This window comes from Duncaniella muris (assembly GCF_003024805.1).
Lineage (GTDB): Bacteria > Bacteroidota > Bacteroidia > Bacteroidales > Muribaculaceae > Duncaniella > Duncaniella muris.
Genome location: NZ_PUEC01000009.1, coordinates 19,363 through 37,862, shown reverse-complemented (window position 1 = coordinate 37,862; position 18,500 = coordinate 19,363). Strand labels below are relative to the sequence as shown.

Here is an 18,500-nt window from a genome sequence, read left to right as displayed (position 1 = left end):
TTCATGGTTTGGAACTAATTTTAGCGCAAAATTAGTAAAAATCAGCCATTATCCTGTGGCTGCAACCTCGAATTTAGACTTATTTAAATTTATCCGAAACCCGCGGGATAGATGCGGAGACATACAGCTGCGGAGACATACGCAGATTTTAAGATGATTCGGTTTGATCTTTTAGCAAAAAGTTGTAATTTTGTGGAGATGGAATAAACCCTCCTAATCCTAACCTCATTATCGTGAAACAAGTAAAGGATTTCATAATCATCGATAATATCAGCATAAACGACAGTTATTCCAAGCTGATATTATCGCCGGCTGACGGAGCCATTCTGCCAGTCATTCTGCCGGGACAATTCGTGCAGGTAGCAGTCGAAGCCCCGGATGTGTTTCTGCGCCGTCCGATATCGATCAACGATGTAGATCGTGAGTCAAACACTCTGACCCTGCTTGTCAGAAATGCCGGACGCGGCACAGCCGCCCTTATCGGCATGAAAGCCGGAGAAAAACTTAACATTCTGCTTCCGCTCGGCAACGGGTTTACCACCGAATGTAAAGCCGGATCACGGCTACTCCTCATAGGTGGCGGCGTCGGTGTCGCACCCCTGCTCTATCTCGGACGCGAGCTCAAGGCCAAAGGCCACCATCCGGAATTTCTCTTGGGTGCGCGTTCGGCAGGCGACCTGCTGTCACTTGACGAATTCCGCAGCATCGGCCCTGTACACATCTGCACCGAAGACGGATCGGAAGGCATAAAAGGCCTCGTCACCACACACCCCACGCTAAACGAAAGCTATGAGCATTATTATTGCTGTGGACCGGCGCCGATGATGAAAGCCATAGCGTCCATAGCCTATAAAAACGGCACAAACTGCGAAGTCTCACTTGAAAACATGATGGCATGCGGTCTCGGCGCCTGCCTGTGCTGTGTAGAGAAAACAGTCAAAGGCAATGTGTGCGTCTGCACCGAGGGCCCTGTGTTCAATATCGAATCCCTTACCTGGAATCAATAAAAATGGCAAATCTATCAGTCAACATAGGAAAGCTCCAGCTTTCAAACCCGGTGATGACCGCATCAGGCACTTTCGGCTATGGCGAAGAATTCACTCCGTTCATAGACATCAACCGCCTCGGTGCATATATAATAAAAGGTACTACCCTCAACCATCGTGAAGGCAATGACTATCCACGCATGGTCGAAACTCCGTCAGGTATGCTCAACGCGGTAGGGCTGCAGAACAAAGGTGTGGACTATTTCATCGAACATATCTACCCGCGCATCTGCAGTCTCGGATCAAAACTGATTGTCAACGTCTCCGGCGCAAATGTCGATGACTATGCCGAGACAGCCCGCAGGCTTCACGGCCTCGATGATGTAAGCGCCATTGAAGTCAACATTTCGTGTCCGAACGTGAAGGAAGGTGGAATGGCTTTCGGCACTACCACAAACGGCGCGGCAGAAGTAACCCGCGCCGTGCGTCAGGCTTACCCTGACAAGACACTCATTGTAAAGCTTTCGCCCAATGTAACATCCATAGCCGACATCGCCAAAGCTGTTGAAGCCGAAGGAGCCGACTCGGTCTCGCTCATCAACACCCTTATGGGCATGTCGATTGACGTAGAGCGTCGTAAGCCTCACCTTTCAACAGTCACCGGCGGTCTTTCTGGCCCTGCGGTACGTCCGGTGGCAGTGCGTATGGTCTGGCAGGTGGCCAAAGCAGTCAGCATCCCGGTGATCGGCCTCGGAGGCATCATGAATGGCCGTGACGCCATCGAATTCATGCTTGCCGGAGCCACTGCTGTTGAAATCGGCACAGCCAACTTTATAGACCCAGCAGTCACAATGAAAGTCATTGATTTCATGGAAGACTACTGCATCCGTCATGGGATCAATGACATAAACGAAATCGTCGGCTGCATCTGACATAACAATCAACCCGAATGAAAAATTTCCGTATCTCTCTTCTTCTCCTTGGAAGCTTAGCTGTGGCATCCTGCAGCCATCTGAGCAAGGAAGCCCGTCAGATTATCGGCACATATTACAACCCTGAGTTGTCACAGACTGAACCCGTGATGCAACTGCGCAAGGATGCCACCTGCACAGTCACCGCGATGAAACCGGGTGTGCTCACATACAGCGTGGACGGCAACTGGGATGTGGCCAATGACTCTCTGATCATAGAACTCACCCCCGGCTCCATTCACTTTGACGGAGACAGCACTCTGATCGGAGATATTCCGACACGAGTGGCTCGGAAAATAATTTCACACAATGACTTCTCTCTTCAGCTTGAAAGCGGCGGAGTAAGCTACCTCTTCCAGCGCCGCAATGAATGACAACCACCTAATGTCTCACTCAGAATCTTTACAATGGCACACAACCTGAAATATCTTCTTGCAGTAACTATTGTCGGATTGTCGCTGTCAACCAGTTCGTGTGGCAAAGGCCATTCGGTTTCCGATCAGTTTGCCGCAGCGGAAATAGCTATTGCCGATGAAGACATGAATGCAACCCGCGACATCTGCAACGGCATCATGACCTCCGCCGAAAAAGAGGGAATCGAAGCCTCTGACTATGCCCGGCTTTCAATACTCTATATGCAGCTCAATGACCGTACGGACAATCCTGATGACATCCAGCTGGCTGCCCGCTGCTATCGGGAGGCTTTCAAACTGAATGCAGATTCGGCCCAGAATTTCTATCGTACGCTCCCGGTAGAGCAGGAAAAATACGCCATGACCCTATCTACCATAGTCCATGCGCTGGACAATCCGCGCGAAATCCCATCGGATCATGACTGGGAAGTTCCGGCCACTGAAATTGGCAAAGTCACTGATCCGGCCGTTGTCGATTCCATCAATCAGGACTGCGGACATATCCACTGAAACAACATATCCTATGACAGCCTCGCCGGCCCCCTTGGCCGGCGAAAGCATTAAACATAATCTTTTTTAAACGCCTCTGAATTTGGACTGGAAAGATCTGTTATCCCAGAAAATCGCATCAGGCGAGATAGACCGGGAAGAGTTTATTGAAGAAAAGCCGACCCAGGCAAAAGAGCCTGAGACCATTGAAGTAATTCTTGACAAGAAAGGGCGCAAAGGCAAAACCGCCACTCTTGCGGTCGGGTTCAAATGTGACGAGAACAGGCTCAAAGAAATTGCGTCGCAACTGAAATCGCGCCTCTCAACCGGCGGATCGGCCCGCTGTGGAGAGATTCTCATCCAGGGCGACCGCAAAGAAGAGTTGAAAAAACTGCTCTCTGAAATGGGCTATAAGGTCAGATAAAACCATAGCCCTCCAGCGCCACATCATATACAGCAAGCACCTCCCCTGTTTCCTCCTTTCAATGATTAACATCTACAAGGCTTCGGCCGGTTCCGGAAAGACATTTACCCTTGCCCGTGAATATATCAAACTGCTTCTCGGCAGAAAAGATGAATCGGGCAGATACCATCTGCGCAAATCTGCAAACGGATCACACAGATCCGTGCTGGCCATCACGTTTACCAACAAGGCCACAGAGGAAATGAAAATCCGAATCATCCATGAACTTGCCGTCATTGCCGGACTGGAGAAAGGCTGGACCAAGACAAGCCCCTATGAAGCTGATCTGTGTGCTGCATTCCGCTGCACATCCGAAGACCTGAAAGCCGCAGCCGCCACTGCATTGCGCGGCCTGCTCTACGATTTCAACTTCTTCAGCGTCTCGACCATCGACTCCTTCTTCCAGCTCATATTGCGGTCATTCGCACGCGAAGCTGAAGTGTCAGGCAACTACGAACTTGAGCTTGATGACAAGGGTGTGATAGGAATGAGTGTTGACAAACTGCTCCAAGACCTCAACCACGGAGAACAGACTGCCCGCACGAATTATCTCATCAACTGGCTTTCCAGCTACATGACTCATCTGATTGAGGACGGGCGCACGTTCAACATATTCAACCGCAGTTCATATATTCACCGTGATCTTATTTCATTCATCAACGACATCACTGATGACGTTTTCCGGGAAAATGAGAGCCGGTTGATGGAGTATTTTGCCGATGAAAAGAAATTTGACAATTTCAAGAACCACATATATAATATAATAGGCAAAATCACCCGCCAGACTGCTGCCGCATGCAAGGCTGCGGTAGATGCCATTGATGACAAAAAATCACGTGACATAATCTTGACGAATGTCTACAAGCCCCTTGTCAAATGGCAGAAGAACGGCTATGACAGCAAGGCTCTTTCCGCTACGATAGCCAAGGTCGAAGACGACATAGAGCAGGCATACGTCAAGAAAGGCAAGACATCGCCGCTACGCACACCGGAACTCGACGGGCTGATAAGCAATGCCGTGGCATCAATGTCATTCTGCGCAAAAAATGTCAGACCGCTGAAAATCATAGCCGCGAATCTCTATCAGCTGGGTATGCTTTCGACTCTTACAGCATATCTTGACAAATTCCGGCAAGAAAACTCAACTATTCTGCTGAGTGACACCAACGCGCTTATTGCAAAGATCATAGGCAACGAAGACGCTCCGTTTCTCTATGAAAGAGTCGGAGTGTGGTTCAAGCATTATCTGATCGATGAATTTCAGGATACATCCCACAGTCAGTGGCAGAACATCAGGCCACTGATCAGCGAAAGCCTTGCCTATGATAACGACAATCTTGTCATCGGTGATGAAAAGCAATGTATCTACCGCTTCCGAAACAGCGACCCCACCCTGCTGCACAATCTCCACACCGAAGAAATGGCCCAGGGACGCACCGTCATCAGCGGAAATACCATTGAAGAGAATACCAACTGGAGATCATCGGCCGATGTTATCAGATTCAATAACACTTTTTTCTCCGCTTTGGTGAAAAACCTTGGATATGAGGACATATATTCCAATGTAGCCCAGCAGATTTCACCGAAACACCTCTCTCACCGCGGCTATGTCAGAGTCAAAGTCTATTCCGGCACGAAGAAAGAAGACTGGATGACCGAGGCTCTTGACAATCTGACCGTGGAACTGCGTCGCCAACTGATGTCGGGCTATCGTCCGGGGGACATTGCTATCCTTGTCAGACGATGGGATGAAGGAAATGCAGTGATCGGTCATCTTGAGGATGTCAGGAAAGCTGATCCGTCGTTCCCTGTGTTCAGGATCGTGTCAGACTCCTCGCTTCTCATCGGCAACTCTCCTGCGGTGTCTCTTATTCTGAGCCGACTGCGTCTTCTTTCATCTACGGATTTCTCTACAAGTCCGCGCAAAAAGACCCAACGCGAGATAGCCAACCTCATCAACCGTTACGAATCACTGCGCACCGACAGCGCCATGACCCCGGCCTCCGCTCTTGATCTCGCTTTACGTGCAGAGGGAAATACCGTCAGCGAAATGGCTGACCCTAAGAAAGAGTCCGGATCAACCGGTCAGAGCCCGACTTCAATCGACCTCGTATCCCTGGTCGAGAACATCATTGTCAATTTCGTTCCCGAAAAAAGCCGCCGTGATGAAAATCTCTACCTCACCGCATTTCAGGATCTGGTCACTGAATTCGTGGGGCGCGGGCAGGGTGACATACGAGCATTCCTGAGGTGGTGGGACGAATCAGGCCACAAATCGGCTGTAGCCGGAGCCAAGGACGACAGCGCGCTCAACATCCTGACCATCCACAAATCCAAAGGTCTGGAATATCCCTGCGTGCACATTCCATTCGCCCAGATGAGCAGCGGGTCACATTCGGAACTCGCCTGGTTCGAGATTGATGAAATTCCGGGCGTTCCGACCGACTGCATTCCGCCGATGATTCCGCTGAAACTGTCATCGTCAATGGAGGGGACTGTCTTTGCCGACAGGTATGCTGAAGTGACAGCCCAGGCAAAACTTGACACTGTCAATCTTCTGTATGTGGCTTTCACAAGAGCCGTCGATGAGTTGCATATAGGCATAACTTCACCAGAAGCAAAGGGTGCAAGCATAGGTCCTGACATCTACAATGCCTTGACAATGTGCGATCCAACCTTCTGCCGGGGTCTCGAACAGATCAATGGCATTCACGATCTCTCGCAATCGCCATTCACGTCATTCTCGCTGGCCGACAGCCTGATCACTCTCGGCCAGCCATCGGTCAAATCGACAGAAGAACATGCGGAGAAAACGTCTCTCACTCCATCAAGACTGCTTGAAGTGGATTGCTACGACTCCAAGTCACACCGTTCGTTCTGGGACAATACGCATCTCGAAGAGAAATATTACAATATCGAAGATGCCCGCGACCGCGGCATAATGCTTCATGACACAATGGCTGCAATACGCACGGTGGCAGATGTTCCGGTGGCAGTCAATAATCTGCGCCATTCAAAAAAAGCAAAAGAACTGACAGAGGCGGATATTGAGGAAATCCACGCGATCATAGAGAGCAGGGTAAAGGATCCGCGGGCGGCCCGATGGTTCGACGGCTACACGCGGCTGCTGATAGAGCGACCTGTGGTTCTATCTCCGTCAGAATCACGACGCCCTGACCGCGTGGTGTGGACCGCCGACGGCCATATCGACATCATCGATTTCAAAAGCGGATCGCAGCCGGCAGGCAAATATCGCCGGCAGCTGATAGAATACGCCCGTCTGCTCGCGGAACTCGGATATCAGAATCTCCGTGCCTATCTTTACTATCTCGACAGTGGCGAAATAGTTGAATTTGCTGTCTGACAGAGCAAAATATTGCTATTTTCTTGAAAAAACAGCAAAAATATAACATTTTTACAGTTCCGCACATTAATTTTATTAAATTTTATTTGGCCGTTCCTCTAAGAATGCCTATTTTTGTGGCAAAGATTTCAAAAATAATTTTTCAGAATCAGACATGAAGCGATTTTACGCATACTCCTATTTTTATTATTTTTATTTTGACAAAAAATAAGAACGGGATTTGCATGTGTGATTTTTTTGCATCAGACTAATTTTTATAATATCGAATAACGATCCCGTTCTCCAATGTGAAAACGGGATTTTTTAATTATCATAACCGACAATGAAAAAGGTCACAATCCAGGGAGTAGCCGGCTGCTATCACGATGCCGCCGCACACCTCTACTTCAACGGAGAAGAAATACAGACAGTGGCATGCGAAACGTTTCCGGCCATGTTCGAGACTCTGGCTAACGATGCGTCACTCTTCGGAATAATGGCGATTGAAAACACAATAGCCGGCAGCCTCCTGCAGAACCACGAACTGCTGCGTCAGAGCAATCTCTCGATCATCGGAGAGCTGAAACTCCGAATATCACACGTGATAGCCTCTCTTCCCGGACAGACTATTGACGAATTGTCGGAGGTCAACTCCCACCCTATGGCTCTCATGCAATGCGAACAGTTTCTTCGCCGCCATCCCAACCTCAAAATCGTAGAGCGCCTTGACACAGCCGGAAGCGCCAAAGAGATAGCCGAAGGAAATCTGACAGGCCACGCAGCGGTCTGTGGAGAATATGCCGCCAATCTCTACGGACTCAACATACTTGAAAAAGGGATCGAGACCAACAAACGCAACTTCACCCGATTCCTTATTCTGGCAGATCCGCTGCTCGCAGCAGAATACGGACCTGCGGAAAGAGACATCAACAAAGCCTCGATCGTATTCACCACCCCCCACACACAAGGAGCGCTGTCGAAAATTCTGACCATACTCTCGTTTTTCGATATCAATCTCTCCAAAATACAGTCGATGCCTATAATAGGCCGCGAGTGGGAATACCGGTTCTATGTTGATTTCACTTTTGACAGCCTCGTGCGCTATCATCAGGCAATGGAAGCCGTCAGGCCTCTGATCAAAGATCTTAAAGTGCTCGGAGAATATGCCGAAGCCCAAATGACACATTAATCCGACAGACTATAATTCAGTTCAAAGCCGACTCTGGGAAACTGCGCCGGCTGATCTCTCAATAAATTTAGATTACGATGGAAATCCGCCCCTCTCAAAGAGTTGAAAACATAAAGGAATATTACTTCTCAACCAAACTCAAGGAAGTGGCCGCAATGAAAGCCGCCGGACACGATGTCATCTCGCTCGGCATCGGAGGCCCAGACCGTCCGCCTCACAAAGATGTGATCGACACTATGGCAGCTGCATTGCAAGCCCCCGATAATCACGGCTATCAGCCACACGTAGGCCTGCCGGAACTCCGCCAGGCTTTTGCGGGATGGTACAGAAAGTGGTATGGTGTCGAACTTGATCCCAAATCAGAGATTCAGCCGCTGATCGGATCTAAAGAAGCTGTGACTCATATCTCACTGGCCTTTCTGAATCCTGGCGACGGAGTACTCGTTCCCAACCCCGGCTATCCTACCTATTCTTCTATCAGCCGCCTTGTGGGAGCCGAAATCTTCAGTTATGATCTCAAAGAGGAAAGCGGATGGCAGCCCGATTTCGAGGTTCTTGAGAAGCTTCCTCTTGATCGCATAAAACTCATGTGGCTCAACTATCCCCACATGCCGACAGGCGCAGCAGCCAGAATGGAGACGTTTGAGAAAGCCATTGCTTTCGGCAAGAAACACGGCATAGTGATAGTGAATGACAACCCCTACTCTTTCATCCTCAACGATCATCCGATGAGCATTCTTCAGGTGCCGGGAGCCAAGGAGATAGCTATTGAAATGAATTCGCTCAGCAAGAGCCACAACATGCCTGGCTGGCGTGTGGGCATGGCAGCTTCAAACCCCACATTCATTTCCTGGATACTGAAAGTCAAGAGCAACATAGACTCCGGACAGTTCAAGCCGCTCATGCTTGCCGCCACCAAGGCTCTTGAAGCAGACCAAAGCTGGTATGACGAAGTCAATGCCCTCTACGGTTCTCGCCGCAAAGTGGCCGAGGAGCTCATGACTGCCCTCGGATGTTCATTCGACCCATCGCAGAAAGGCCTCTTCCTCTGGGGACGCATCAACGATCCGGATGTGACATCAGAAACTCTTGCCGACCGTCTGCTCAAAGAGGCTAAAGTATTCCTCACTCCCGGATTTATCTTCGGATCAAACGGCGAACGCTATATACGCATCTCGCTCTGCGCCACAGAAGACCGAATGAAGGAAGCCCTGCAGCGAATTCTTGCGCTCGACAGCCAGAAATAAGATAATATACTAACCCACACACCTCTATACACAACAACAGTCATGGAAAATATTCAACCGCTCGCAATTGACGGAGTAGAACTCTCAAAACCCATTATAATCTCAGGCCCCTGCAGCGCCGAAACAGAAGAACAAGTGCTCGAAACAGCCACCCAGCTTGCACGCAAAGGAGTGAAAATCTACCGAGCCGGCATCTGGAAACCCCGAACCAAGCCCGGCGGATTCGAGGGTGTAGGCGTCCCCGGACTCGCATGGCTCAATAAAGTCCGCAAGGAAACCGGCATGAAGATCTCGACTGAGGTTGCAAACCGCAGCCATGTCGAAGCCGCGCTTGAATATGACCTGGACCTTCTCTGGATCGGAGCCCGCACATCGGCCAACCCGTTTGCAATGCAGGAGATCGCCGATGTGCTCCGCGAAAGCGGCCGTGACATTCCAGTGCTTGTAAAAAATCCTGTCAATCCGGATCTTGAGCTATGGATCGGCGCACTTGAACGCCTTTACAACGCAGGCATCACCCGCCTCGGTGTGATCCATCGCGGATTCTCTACATATGGCGAACACATCTACCGCAACCATCCCCAGTGGCGCATTCCTCTCGAACTCCGCATCCGCTATCCGCAGATCCCCATCATCTGTGATCCGAGTCACATCGGAGGCAAGCGCGAACTTATCGCCTCACTCTCTCAGCAGGCGCTCGACATGGGCTTTGACGGCCTGATCATCGAGAGTCACTGCAACCCCGACTGTGCCTGGAGTGACAAGAACCAACAGATCACACCTGAAGTGCTCAGTGTGATTCTCGACAACCTCGTCTACCGTGATGCTCCGGCTCCTGCCGAAAGCCTTGTGCAACTGCGCCGTCAGATCGACCAGCTCGACAATGAACTGCTTGAAGTGCTCGCCAAGCGAATGAACATCTCCCGCGAGATCGGCACTTACAAACGTGACCACAACATGCCTGTGGTCCAGCCCAATCGTTACGGCGATGTGATGAGCACCCGAATCCTTGCAGCCAAATCAATGGGCATCGGAGAAGAATTCATGCGCTCGATCCTTTCGGCCATCCACGAGGAATCTGTACGTCTTCAGGTAGAAATCAACAAATAAGAAACTCTTTTGAAGCCTCCTCACAAGATAATGAAAATTCTGATTCTCGGAGCAGGGAAAATGGGCAGTTTCTTTTGCGACCTGCTTTCATTCGATCATGATGTAGCCGTCTATGATCCAGACCCCAAACGCCTGCGCTTCACATTCAACGCCCAGCGCTTCAAAGAGCTTGAAGAAGTCAGGGAATTCGACCCGCAGCTCGTTATCAACGCTTCCACCGTGAAGTACACCCTTGATGCCTTCAAGGCCGTGCTCCCCTACCTTTCAAAATCGTGCATAATCAGCGATATAGCCTCAGTCAAGACAGGTCTGCCTGAGTTCTACGCCGGATGCGGACACCCCTATGTCAGCACCCATCCGATGTTCGGCCCGACATTCGCCTCACTCAGCAATCTGAGCAACGAAAACGCCATCATCATCAGCGAAGGAGACCACCTCGGCAAGATCTTCTTCCGCGACATATATTCGCGACTGCACCTGAACATCGTAGAATATACATTCAAGGAGCATGACGAAACCATAGCCTATTCGCTCTCCATACCCTTTGCCGCCACACTGGCATTTGCCGGAGTGATGAAGCATCAGGAAGCGCCGGGCACAACCTTCAAACGCCACATGCAGATAGCCCGCGGTCTCATGTCGGAAGACGATTACCTTGTCAGCGAGATACTCTTCAACCCCAACACCCCGGAGCAGCTGATGAAAATCCAGTCGCAGATGGCTGAACTTCTTGACATCATCAAGCGCCACGACAGCGAAGCCATGAAAGCCTACCTCGCCCGCGTCCGCCAGAATGTGGAATAACATTTTAGCTCCTTATAAAAAGCAAACAGGCTGTGCGCGTGTGCACAGCCTGTTTGCTTTTTATTCGTTATCGGAACGGTTTATCTTTTCACATCGTTGATGGTGACGTTCTGGATGATGCAGTCCTGAATGCCGCTGGTGTCGAATGCTCCACCGGCGGGATCAGTGGCCCAGATGTCGCGGAAGATGAAGTTCTTGAGGGTGTAGAAGTCGCCTTGTCCCTGACGGTAGAAATCGCGGGTGCATTCGAGATGTCCGTTGCGGAACACAACATTGTCCACTCCCGACTCAGGCATCGGATCGCGCTCAACCTTGTTGAAGAACTGGCGCCAGGTCTGTACTTCAAGAGCTGTGCGCACACGGCCTGTGGCTCCGTCAATCAGAACATTACGATACTGCTGCGGGGTGTCGGGACGCATCTTGAAAAGAAGCACATGGTAGGTGTCTTCAAACTTGCAGTCTTTCATTATGACATTGGAGCAGTCCCAGGCCTCGCTGCCGAAAGTCACGCCGGCATTTGTCTTGCCGAAAGTGCAGCGGTCGATGATGACATTGGTAACAGGACCGTTGCCGGGAATAGTGTCGACATAAGTTCCTTTGCCACCTTTGAGACATACACCGTCGTCATTGACGTTCATGTAGCACTGGCTGATCAGAACATCGTTGCAGACATCCATGTCAATTGCGTCGGTGCTGGGGCCTTTGGGATAGCCGTCAGTCGGAGCAAGGATGGTCACGCCGAGATATTTCACTCGTTCGCAGTTGTAAAGATGATTGGTCCAGAAACCTGAGTTGACCATGCGCACGCCGCCCACTGTCACATCCTTGGAGTTGGAAATATAGACCATACGCGGACGAAGAGCCTCCAGGTTGGTACACTTTTTGTTGACCTTGCGGCGAAGCCAGAATTCGTCATAGAAACGGTGGCCGTTGCCGTCGATAGTGCCTTCACCGGTGATGGTAAAACCATTGCAGTTGTCGGCATTGATCAGAGCTGCGAAATAGTCGAGAGTCTGTCCTTCGAGACGGGTCTTGACAATCTCATAGTGGGTTATCGCATCGCTGCCTTTCAGTTTGCCTCCTTTGAGAAGATGCAGATGGGTAGACGGCTTGAAAAAGAGCGAACCGCTGAGGAAAGTGCCTTCAGGGATCACAACCACACCTCCGCCATTCTGAGCTGCGAGATCAATGACAGCCTGAATACGTTCGGTCTGGATGACGGTGCTGTCATTGACCACACCATGTTCGGTCACCACATATTGCTTTCCGAGAGAGTTGAGCTCCGGCTGATGCGCGTCGTTGAACCACGCCGGCACCGGGCTTCCGTCAGGAAACTGCTTGAATTCGGCCTGAGCCGAAAATCCGGCAGCAAGTAACAGGGAGAGAGACAGGAGTTTAGATTTAAGTTCCATTGATTCCGGTATTTTGATTAAGTTTATTATCAGTCCATATAGCTCCAGAAGAGCCTGATCAGTTATCCGGGTATTGATTTTGCCAATATTCTGCAAAGTTACAAAAAACTTTTTGCCTGAGTAAGCCTTTATTAAGATATACACTATTTTTCAGAACACGTTTCAATTCAGGTTTTGTCATGTCACAGTCTCGTCCATTCACCTTTGACAGGGTAATACGCATACTGATCGGTCTCGCGTTTATCGCTGGAGCCTACTGGCTTGTCAACAGGCTGAGCAACGTGCTTCTGCCTTTCTGTCTGGCATGTCTGATCTCTTACATTCTTGAACCGCTGGTTGAATTCAATCTGAAAAAACTGCATCTACACTGGCGCATTGTGGCTATTTTCTTCACCCTGACGGAAGTGACACTTGTTATCGGAGGCCTGATCTATTTCTTCCTGCCGTCTGTGCTGAAAGAAATCCATGACATGGCTGCGATAATACGCGACTATTCGGCTCACAACAGGTCGCTACCCTTCATCCCCAAAGAAGTTCACGACTATCTGGCCGCCTATTTTGATGATGACACAATGGTCAGGCTGCTTGAAGGTCAGCATCTTGAATCAATACTCAGCAAAGGGACATCAATGATATCTGCATCAGTAGGATTTGTGATCCACACTCTCGAATGGTTTCTGGCTTTCATTTATGTGATCTTCATTCTTCTTGACTATCAGCACATAATGCGCGGTTTCGGCCTGCTCGTACCCCCGAAATACCGCCCGATAGCCTACCGGATAGGCAATGACATCAAGAGCAGCATGAACCGTTATTTCCGCGGACAGGCCCTGCTGGCGTTATGTGCGGCAGTGTTCTATTGTGTCGGCTTCTCGATTGTCGGCATACCGATGGCCATTGTGCTCGGACTGCTTGTGGGAGTGCTCTACATGATACCCTATTTCCAGTATATCACCATCATTCCGGTAGCCTTCGTCTGCATGATAGTCTCCATGAACGGCGAAGCCGGTTTCTGGACCGAATTCGGAAAATGCCTGCTGGTCTATGCCATAAGCCAGTGCACCTGTGACTACATACTGACTCCAAAGATCATGGGCAAGGCAATGGGACTGAACCCTGCCATAATCCTGCTGTCACTATCGGTATGGGGCACACTGCTGGGCCTGATAGGCATGATCATAGCCCTTCCTCTTACCACTCTGCTTCTTGCCTACTATGAAGAATACGTAATCCGCCCCGGATGTACGGACAGCGTGCGTACAACGGACGAAAATGTCCGAAATCGGACACCGATGAAATAATCTTACGCTTGATTTTCAACCATTTGTGAGTTTGGCACGATTAATGCAATATTGTATTGCAGAAAATAACCCCAGACATCACAAATGGATAGAGAACTTACCCCAAAAGAACGCAACAGCGCACGGCGCCGCAAATACCTGCCTTATATAATAGGTGGAACCGCGCTTGCAGCCGGACTGATCACACTGCTGATAGCCAGCCGCCAGAGCGTAGACCGCGAGGATCTGCTTATAACCACAGTAGACAGCGGCACCATCGAGACGTCAGTAACCGGCAGCGGCAGCATTGTTCCGGCATTCGAAGAGATCATAAACTCGCCTATCAACAGCCGTATCATCGAGGTCTACTGCAAAGCCGGCGACAGTGTAGACATCGGCACTCCCCTACTGAGGCTCGACCTGCAGAGCACCGAGACCGAGCTCAACAAGCTCAAAGATCAGATACAGATGAAGAACTACGAGCTTGAGCAGCAGAAGGTCAACAACAACACCCGTGTCAGCGATCTTGCCATGCAGGTCAAGGTAAAAGAAATGACAGTCAACCGCCTCGAAGCCGAACTGCGCAACGAATGCTATCTCGACAGTCTCGGTTCAGGCACAGGCGACCGTGTGCGTCAGGCCAAACTTGCCTACAGCACCGGGAAACTCGAACTCGAACAGATGCGCCAGCAACTTGCCAACGAGCGCAAAGTGACCGATGCCGGCCTTAGTGTCAAAAACCTCGACATCAACATAGCCCGCAAGAATCTCGGCGAGATGAGCCGCACCCTTGATGACGCGCAGATCAAGGCTCCGCGCAAAGCAACTCTCACATTCATCAACGACCAGATAGGACAGAAGGTCTCCGAAGGCGAAAAAATAGCCATCATTTCGGACCTAAGCCATTTCAAGGTTGACGGAGAGATAGCCGATGCCTATGGCGACCGCATCCGCGTAGGTTCCAAAGCAGTGGTACGCATAGGCCGCAACGAACGCATGGACGGGATAGTCAGCAACGTCACCCCCCTCTCGCGCAACGGTGTAATCTCATTTTCGGTCCGCCTTGACGATGATGCCGACCGGCGCCTGCGCTCAGGATTGAAAACCGACGTATATATAATGTGTAACGTGATGGAAGATGTCCGCCGCATAAAAAACGGAAGTTTCTACACCGGTCCTGGCTCATATGAACTGTTTGTTTTCAACGGCGATGACAAACTTGAGCGCCGCTCAGTGCGCCTCGGCGACAGCAATTTCGAATTTGTAGAAGTGGTTGACGGTCTCAATGACGGTGACCGTGTGGTTGTCAGCGACATGAAACGCTTCATCAACGCCACGTCAGTCAAAGTGAAATAAAAAATTTAACCTTTTCAACATACATACCCAACCAGACATGCAGATCCGTTCATCACTCAGACAATTATGGCGCGAATCGCGGGCCAATCCGGGATTCACGGCTCTCTACATCGGCGGCGTGGCATTCGCAGTGGCCTTCACGATGGTCTATGCCATTATCTACTACGTAAATATCGCCCCGCTTTATCCTGAATACCACCGTGACACCACAAGCTACGCAGCCTACATCCAGATACGAAATGACAGCACCTCCAGCACACAAGGGAGTCTTATAAGCAAAAAATTCATTGACGAATTCATCTCCAACTCCGAAAACATCGAATTTTGCAGTATTATAGCTCCAACAGGGTATGAAGGTGCAACGATATCTACTCCAAACGGCACAATCAAAGCCGTTTCAAAACTGACCGACAGAAATTTCTTCAGACTCTATGACTACGAGTTCCTTGCCGGACGCCCGTTCAGCGAAATAGAGGTCGAAAGCGAGAAACCCTTTTTCGTTGTGATCACCAACACGATCGCCGAAAGAGTTTTCGGCAGCCCGGAAAATGCCGTCGGGAGTGAAATCCTCATCGACTACCGTCCACACAAGGTTGTAGGAGTCATCCGTCGCGGTAACCCGGTGGCCAACACTTCCTATGCGGACATCATAAGGCCCTATACCATAACTCCAATGTCAATGTCCGGATATAACGGATCTTTGAAAGACTATCTCGGCAGTTTCTGCGCCTATATCAAATTCAGCGACAGCAGACAGCGCGAACGTTTTATGGCTGAGTACAATGACAAGATCAGCCGGGCGGCAGATGCCGATGGATTCAAAATCAACGGCGCCAAAATCAAGACTCACTATGAAGGACTGCTCGAAGGGAATGAAGCCGAGCCGATCCCCTTGGAAAATGCAGTCAGATCACTTATAATCATGCTCCTCGTTCTGCTGATTGTTCCTGCCATCAACATCAGTGGCATGATCGGCGGTCAGATGGACCGTCGCCTGGCTGAAACCGGACTCCGCCGCTCATTCGGAGCCACCCGCGGCAATCTGATACGCCAGGTGATGTTTGAAAACTTCGTGCTGACCCTTGCAGGTGGTCTCATAGGCTTCTTGATAGCCTGGGGCATAGTGCTCATAGGGCGCCGTCAGCTGCTCCAGCTGCTTGTCAGCTCATGGGAGATGATCGACGCACCGATAGACATCAGTGCCGAAATGCTTTTCGCCCCCGCAATTTTTATCGGAGCCCTTCTCTTCTGCCTCATACTCAATCTCCTCTCTGCCTATATTCCCGCCCGTCTGTCACTGCGCAGACCGATAGTCAACTCCCTTAATTCAAAACGATAATCTCCGTCATGTTAAAACTTATATATAGAAATCTCATTGCCCACCGCCAGCGCTATCTCTGGATAATGCTTGAACTCTGCATAGCGGTGTTCATTTCCTGGAAGCTGCTTGACAAAGTGATTGTCAACGAATACAACCGACTCTCACCTCTCGGCTACGACATAGACCGGCTTGTCACGTTTCAGTTTAGAGAGCTCCCGTCAGATGCCATGCCCTCCGGCTATGAAGAGCGCGACATCGACAGTAAGATGGCCGACGTCATCCGCATCATTGACATGGTCCGTGATGACAGCCGTGTGGAAGCGGCGACTATCACAGGTCAATATACTTTTGAAAAAATGGGCCTGTGGATGAACACCATCCCGAAAGTGACCTCCGACAGCGCCGGCGAGAAAAACAAAGTTTCTATCAACGCCATTTATATAAACTTCTGGCGTGGCACGGATTTTTTCAAGACATTCGGTCTGAAAGATGCCTCCAATACCGACCACGCCGGCTTCGAGGAGCAAGCAATGACCAAAAGCCAGATAATAGTCTCGAAATCTATAGCCGAATTTCTCTTCCCTGGGGAAAATGCCATCGGCCACTCTCTTTTCGAAAAGAACGGCGAAGAGCATAAAGACGGACGTGAAATGATTGTAGGAATCGTCAATGATGCCGTATATCGCTCACCAAGCGGACGCACCCCAATTGTCTACAAGCCACGGAACAACAAAGATGTGGAGCGCGAAGGTGGCGTAGAAACCCTCAGCGGAGAGATCAGACTGAAAGAAGGCGTAGACATGAGCGCGTTCATCCGCGATATGAAACCGAAAATCGAACAGGATTACCGCTTCGGCGAAATCTATTGCGAATCACTCGCCCCCTACAACGATATGCGCGAACGAATGTCCCGCGATGTCAACAACGACAATTTCATCGCCAAATCAATAGCTCTGTTCTTCTTTGTCAACATACTGCTCTGCATGACCGGCACATTCTATCTCCAGACACGTAAGCGCAGCGAGGAAGCCGGAGTGATGCGCTCGTTCGGAGCTTCGCGCGGCTTCATCATCCGCGAAATGCTCGGCGAAGGATTTGCAATGGTCACCCTGGCGTGGCTCTGCGGCTGCATTCTGTACCGGTTTTTCATTCATGACTCCGGACTGGCCGACATCAGTCTCATGGGCTATGACATAACAATAGTCAAGCAGCTGATGCCTCTGTGGTATGATGATTTCCTGACGCATTTCGCCATCGTCTCGCTGGTCATCTATGTCATCATGCTCATAGCCGTCATGGCCGGTATCTATTTTCCGGCCCGGCGCATCAGCCGCATCAGCCCTATCGAAGCGCTACGAGAAGAATAACGGATATCAGACACTATATTAATCATAACAGTAACCTCCCACAAACAATACCCAATAACATCATGAACGCAATCGAACTCAAAGAAATCAATAAGATCTACCGTACAGACGAAATCGAAACCCTCGCACTCGAAAATGTGAACCTCACGATTGAAAAAGGTGAATTTGTCAGCGTAATGGGTCCCTCCGGCTGTGGCAAATCGACTCTGCTCAATATCGTCGGTCTGCTTGATGAACCGACAAGCGGCTCTGTCATCATCGACAATACCACAATCGGCAAAATGTCAGACAGCAAACTCGCAGCCTTCCGCAATTCAAAACTCGGCTTTGTCTTCCAGAGTTTCCACCTGATTAACTCGCTCAATGTACTCGACAATGTGGAACTGCCGCTCATCTATCGCTCAATGAGCGCGTCAGAGCGTCAGCGCCGTGTGCGCGAAGTGCTTGAACGTGTAGGCCTCAGCCACCGTCTGCGCCACATGCCCTCGCAGCTCTCCGGCGGTCAGTGTCAACGAGTGGCAATAGCCCGCGCCATTGTCGGAAACCCTGAAATCATCCTTGCCGACGAACCGACCGGCAACCTCGACTCAAAAATGGGAGCCGAGGTAATGGATCTGCTCCACAGTCTTAACAAGGAAGACGGACGCACTATCATGATGGTGACCCACAACGAACAGCAGGCCCGTCAGACAGACCGCATCATCCGTTTCTTCGACGGCCGTCAGGTGCAGTAACAGTAAGCGATAACA

General features: G+C 50.3%; 16 protein-coding genes. 15 read left to right on the top strand and 1 reads right to left on the bottom strand.

The window, feature by feature from the left end; translation table 11 throughout:
- Positions 1-233 precede the first annotated feature (233 nt).
- From C5O23_RS05210 to C5O23_RS05165, 10 genes are all read left to right on the top strand, one after another.
- The gene (locus tag C5O23_RS05210; RefSeq protein ID WP_107031894.1) at positions 234-1,007 is read left to right on the top strand and encodes a dihydroorotate dehydrogenase electron transfer subunit; all 774 of its coding nucleotides are present in this window, start codon (positions 234-236) and stop codon (positions 1,005-1,007) included.
- A 2-nt stretch (positions 1,008-1,009) separates the two neighbouring features.
- Positions 1,010-1,918, top strand: coding sequence for a dihydroorotate dehydrogenase (locus C5O23_RS05205; RefSeq protein ID WP_107031893.1), 909 nt, complete (start codon positions 1,010-1,012; stop codon positions 1,916-1,918).
- Between the two features lie 17 nt (positions 1,919-1,935).
- Positions 1,936-2,331: a hypothetical protein gene (locus C5O23_RS05200; protein ID WP_107031892.1), complete on the top strand. Its 396-nt coding sequence runs from the start codon at positions 1,936-1,938 to the stop codon at positions 2,329-2,331.
- Between the two features lie 33 nt (positions 2,332-2,364).
- Positions 2,365-2,880 carry a hypothetical protein gene (locus C5O23_RS05195; protein ID WP_107031891.1) on the top strand — a complete coding sequence of 172 codons (516 nt, stop codon included), beginning with the start codon at positions 2,365-2,367 and terminating at the stop codon, positions 2,878-2,880.
- A gap of 82 nt (positions 2,881-2,962) precedes the next feature.
- Complete coding sequence (locus C5O23_RS05190) at positions 2,963-3,283, top strand: translation initiation factor (protein WP_160631349.1); 321 nt, start codon at positions 2,963-2,965, stop codon at positions 3,281-3,283.
- Positions 3,284-3,344: 61 nt separating this feature from the next.
- Complete coding sequence (locus C5O23_RS05185) at positions 3,345-6,686, top strand: UvrD-helicase domain-containing protein (RefSeq protein ID WP_107031889.1); 3,342 nt, start codon at positions 3,345-3,347, stop codon at positions 6,684-6,686.
- Positions 6,687-7,008: 322 nt separating this feature from the next.
- The gene (locus C5O23_RS05180; RefSeq protein ID WP_107031888.1) at positions 7,009-7,854 is read left to right on the top strand and encodes a prephenate dehydratase; all 846 of its coding nucleotides are present in this window, start codon (positions 7,009-7,011) and stop codon (positions 7,852-7,854) included.
- 77 nt (positions 7,855-7,931) lie between these two features.
- Positions 7,932-9,101: a pyridoxal phosphate-dependent aminotransferase gene (locus C5O23_RS05175; protein ID WP_107031887.1), complete on the top strand. Its 1,170-nt coding sequence runs from the start codon at positions 7,932-7,934 to the stop codon at positions 9,099-9,101.
- Positions 9,102-9,143: 42 nt separating this feature from the next.
- Positions 9,144-10,211, top strand: a complete 1,068-nt coding sequence (locus C5O23_RS05170; RefSeq protein WP_107031886.1) for a bifunctional 3-deoxy-7-phosphoheptulonate synthase/chorismate mutase type II — start codon at positions 9,144-9,146, stop codon at positions 10,209-10,211.
- Between the two features lie 30 nt (positions 10,212-10,241).
- Positions 10,242-11,015, top strand: coding sequence for a prephenate dehydrogenase (locus C5O23_RS05165; RefSeq protein WP_107031885.1), 774 nt, complete (start codon positions 10,242-10,244; stop codon positions 11,013-11,015).
- 80 nt (positions 11,016-11,095) lie between these two features.
- On the opposite strand, the gene C5O23_RS05160 is transcribed toward C5O23_RS05165, so the two are convergent.
- Positions 11,096-12,427, bottom strand: a complete 1,332-nt coding sequence (locus tag C5O23_RS05160; protein WP_107031942.1) for a glycoside hydrolase family 28 protein — start codon at positions 12,425-12,427, stop codon at positions 11,096-11,098.
- A gap of 179 nt (positions 12,428-12,606) precedes the next feature.
- Here C5O23_RS05160 and C5O23_RS05155 point away from each other — a divergent pair, with 179 nt between their 5' ends.
- The 5 genes from C5O23_RS05155 to C5O23_RS05135 all read left to right on the top strand — a co-directional run bounded on the left by C5O23_RS05155 (position 12,607) and on the right by C5O23_RS05135 (position 18,485).
- Entirely contained in the window at positions 12,607-13,728 is a 1,122-nt protein-coding gene (locus tag C5O23_RS05155; protein ID WP_107031884.1) for an AI-2E family transporter, read from the top strand.
- Between the two features lie 84 nt (positions 13,729-13,812).
- Positions 13,813-15,063 (top strand): efflux RND transporter periplasmic adaptor subunit, encoded by a 1,251-nt coding sequence (locus tag C5O23_RS05150; RefSeq protein WP_107031883.1) that lies wholly within the window; start codon positions 13,813-13,815, stop codon positions 15,061-15,063.
- 37 nt (positions 15,064-15,100) lie between these two features.
- Positions 15,101-16,402, top strand: coding sequence for an ABC transporter permease (locus tag C5O23_RS05145; RefSeq protein WP_107031882.1), 1,302 nt, complete (start codon positions 15,101-15,103; stop codon positions 16,400-16,402).
- Between the two features lie 8 nt (positions 16,403-16,410).
- Positions 16,411-17,751 (top strand): FtsX-like permease family protein, encoded by a 1,341-nt coding sequence (locus C5O23_RS05140; protein WP_107031881.1) that lies wholly within the window; start codon positions 16,411-16,413, stop codon positions 17,749-17,751.
- Between the two features lie 62 nt (positions 17,752-17,813).
- Entirely contained in the window at positions 17,814-18,485 is a 672-nt protein-coding gene (locus tag C5O23_RS05135) for an ABC transporter ATP-binding protein (RefSeq protein WP_107031880.1), read from the top strand.
- Positions 18,486-18,500 lie beyond the last annotated feature (15 nt).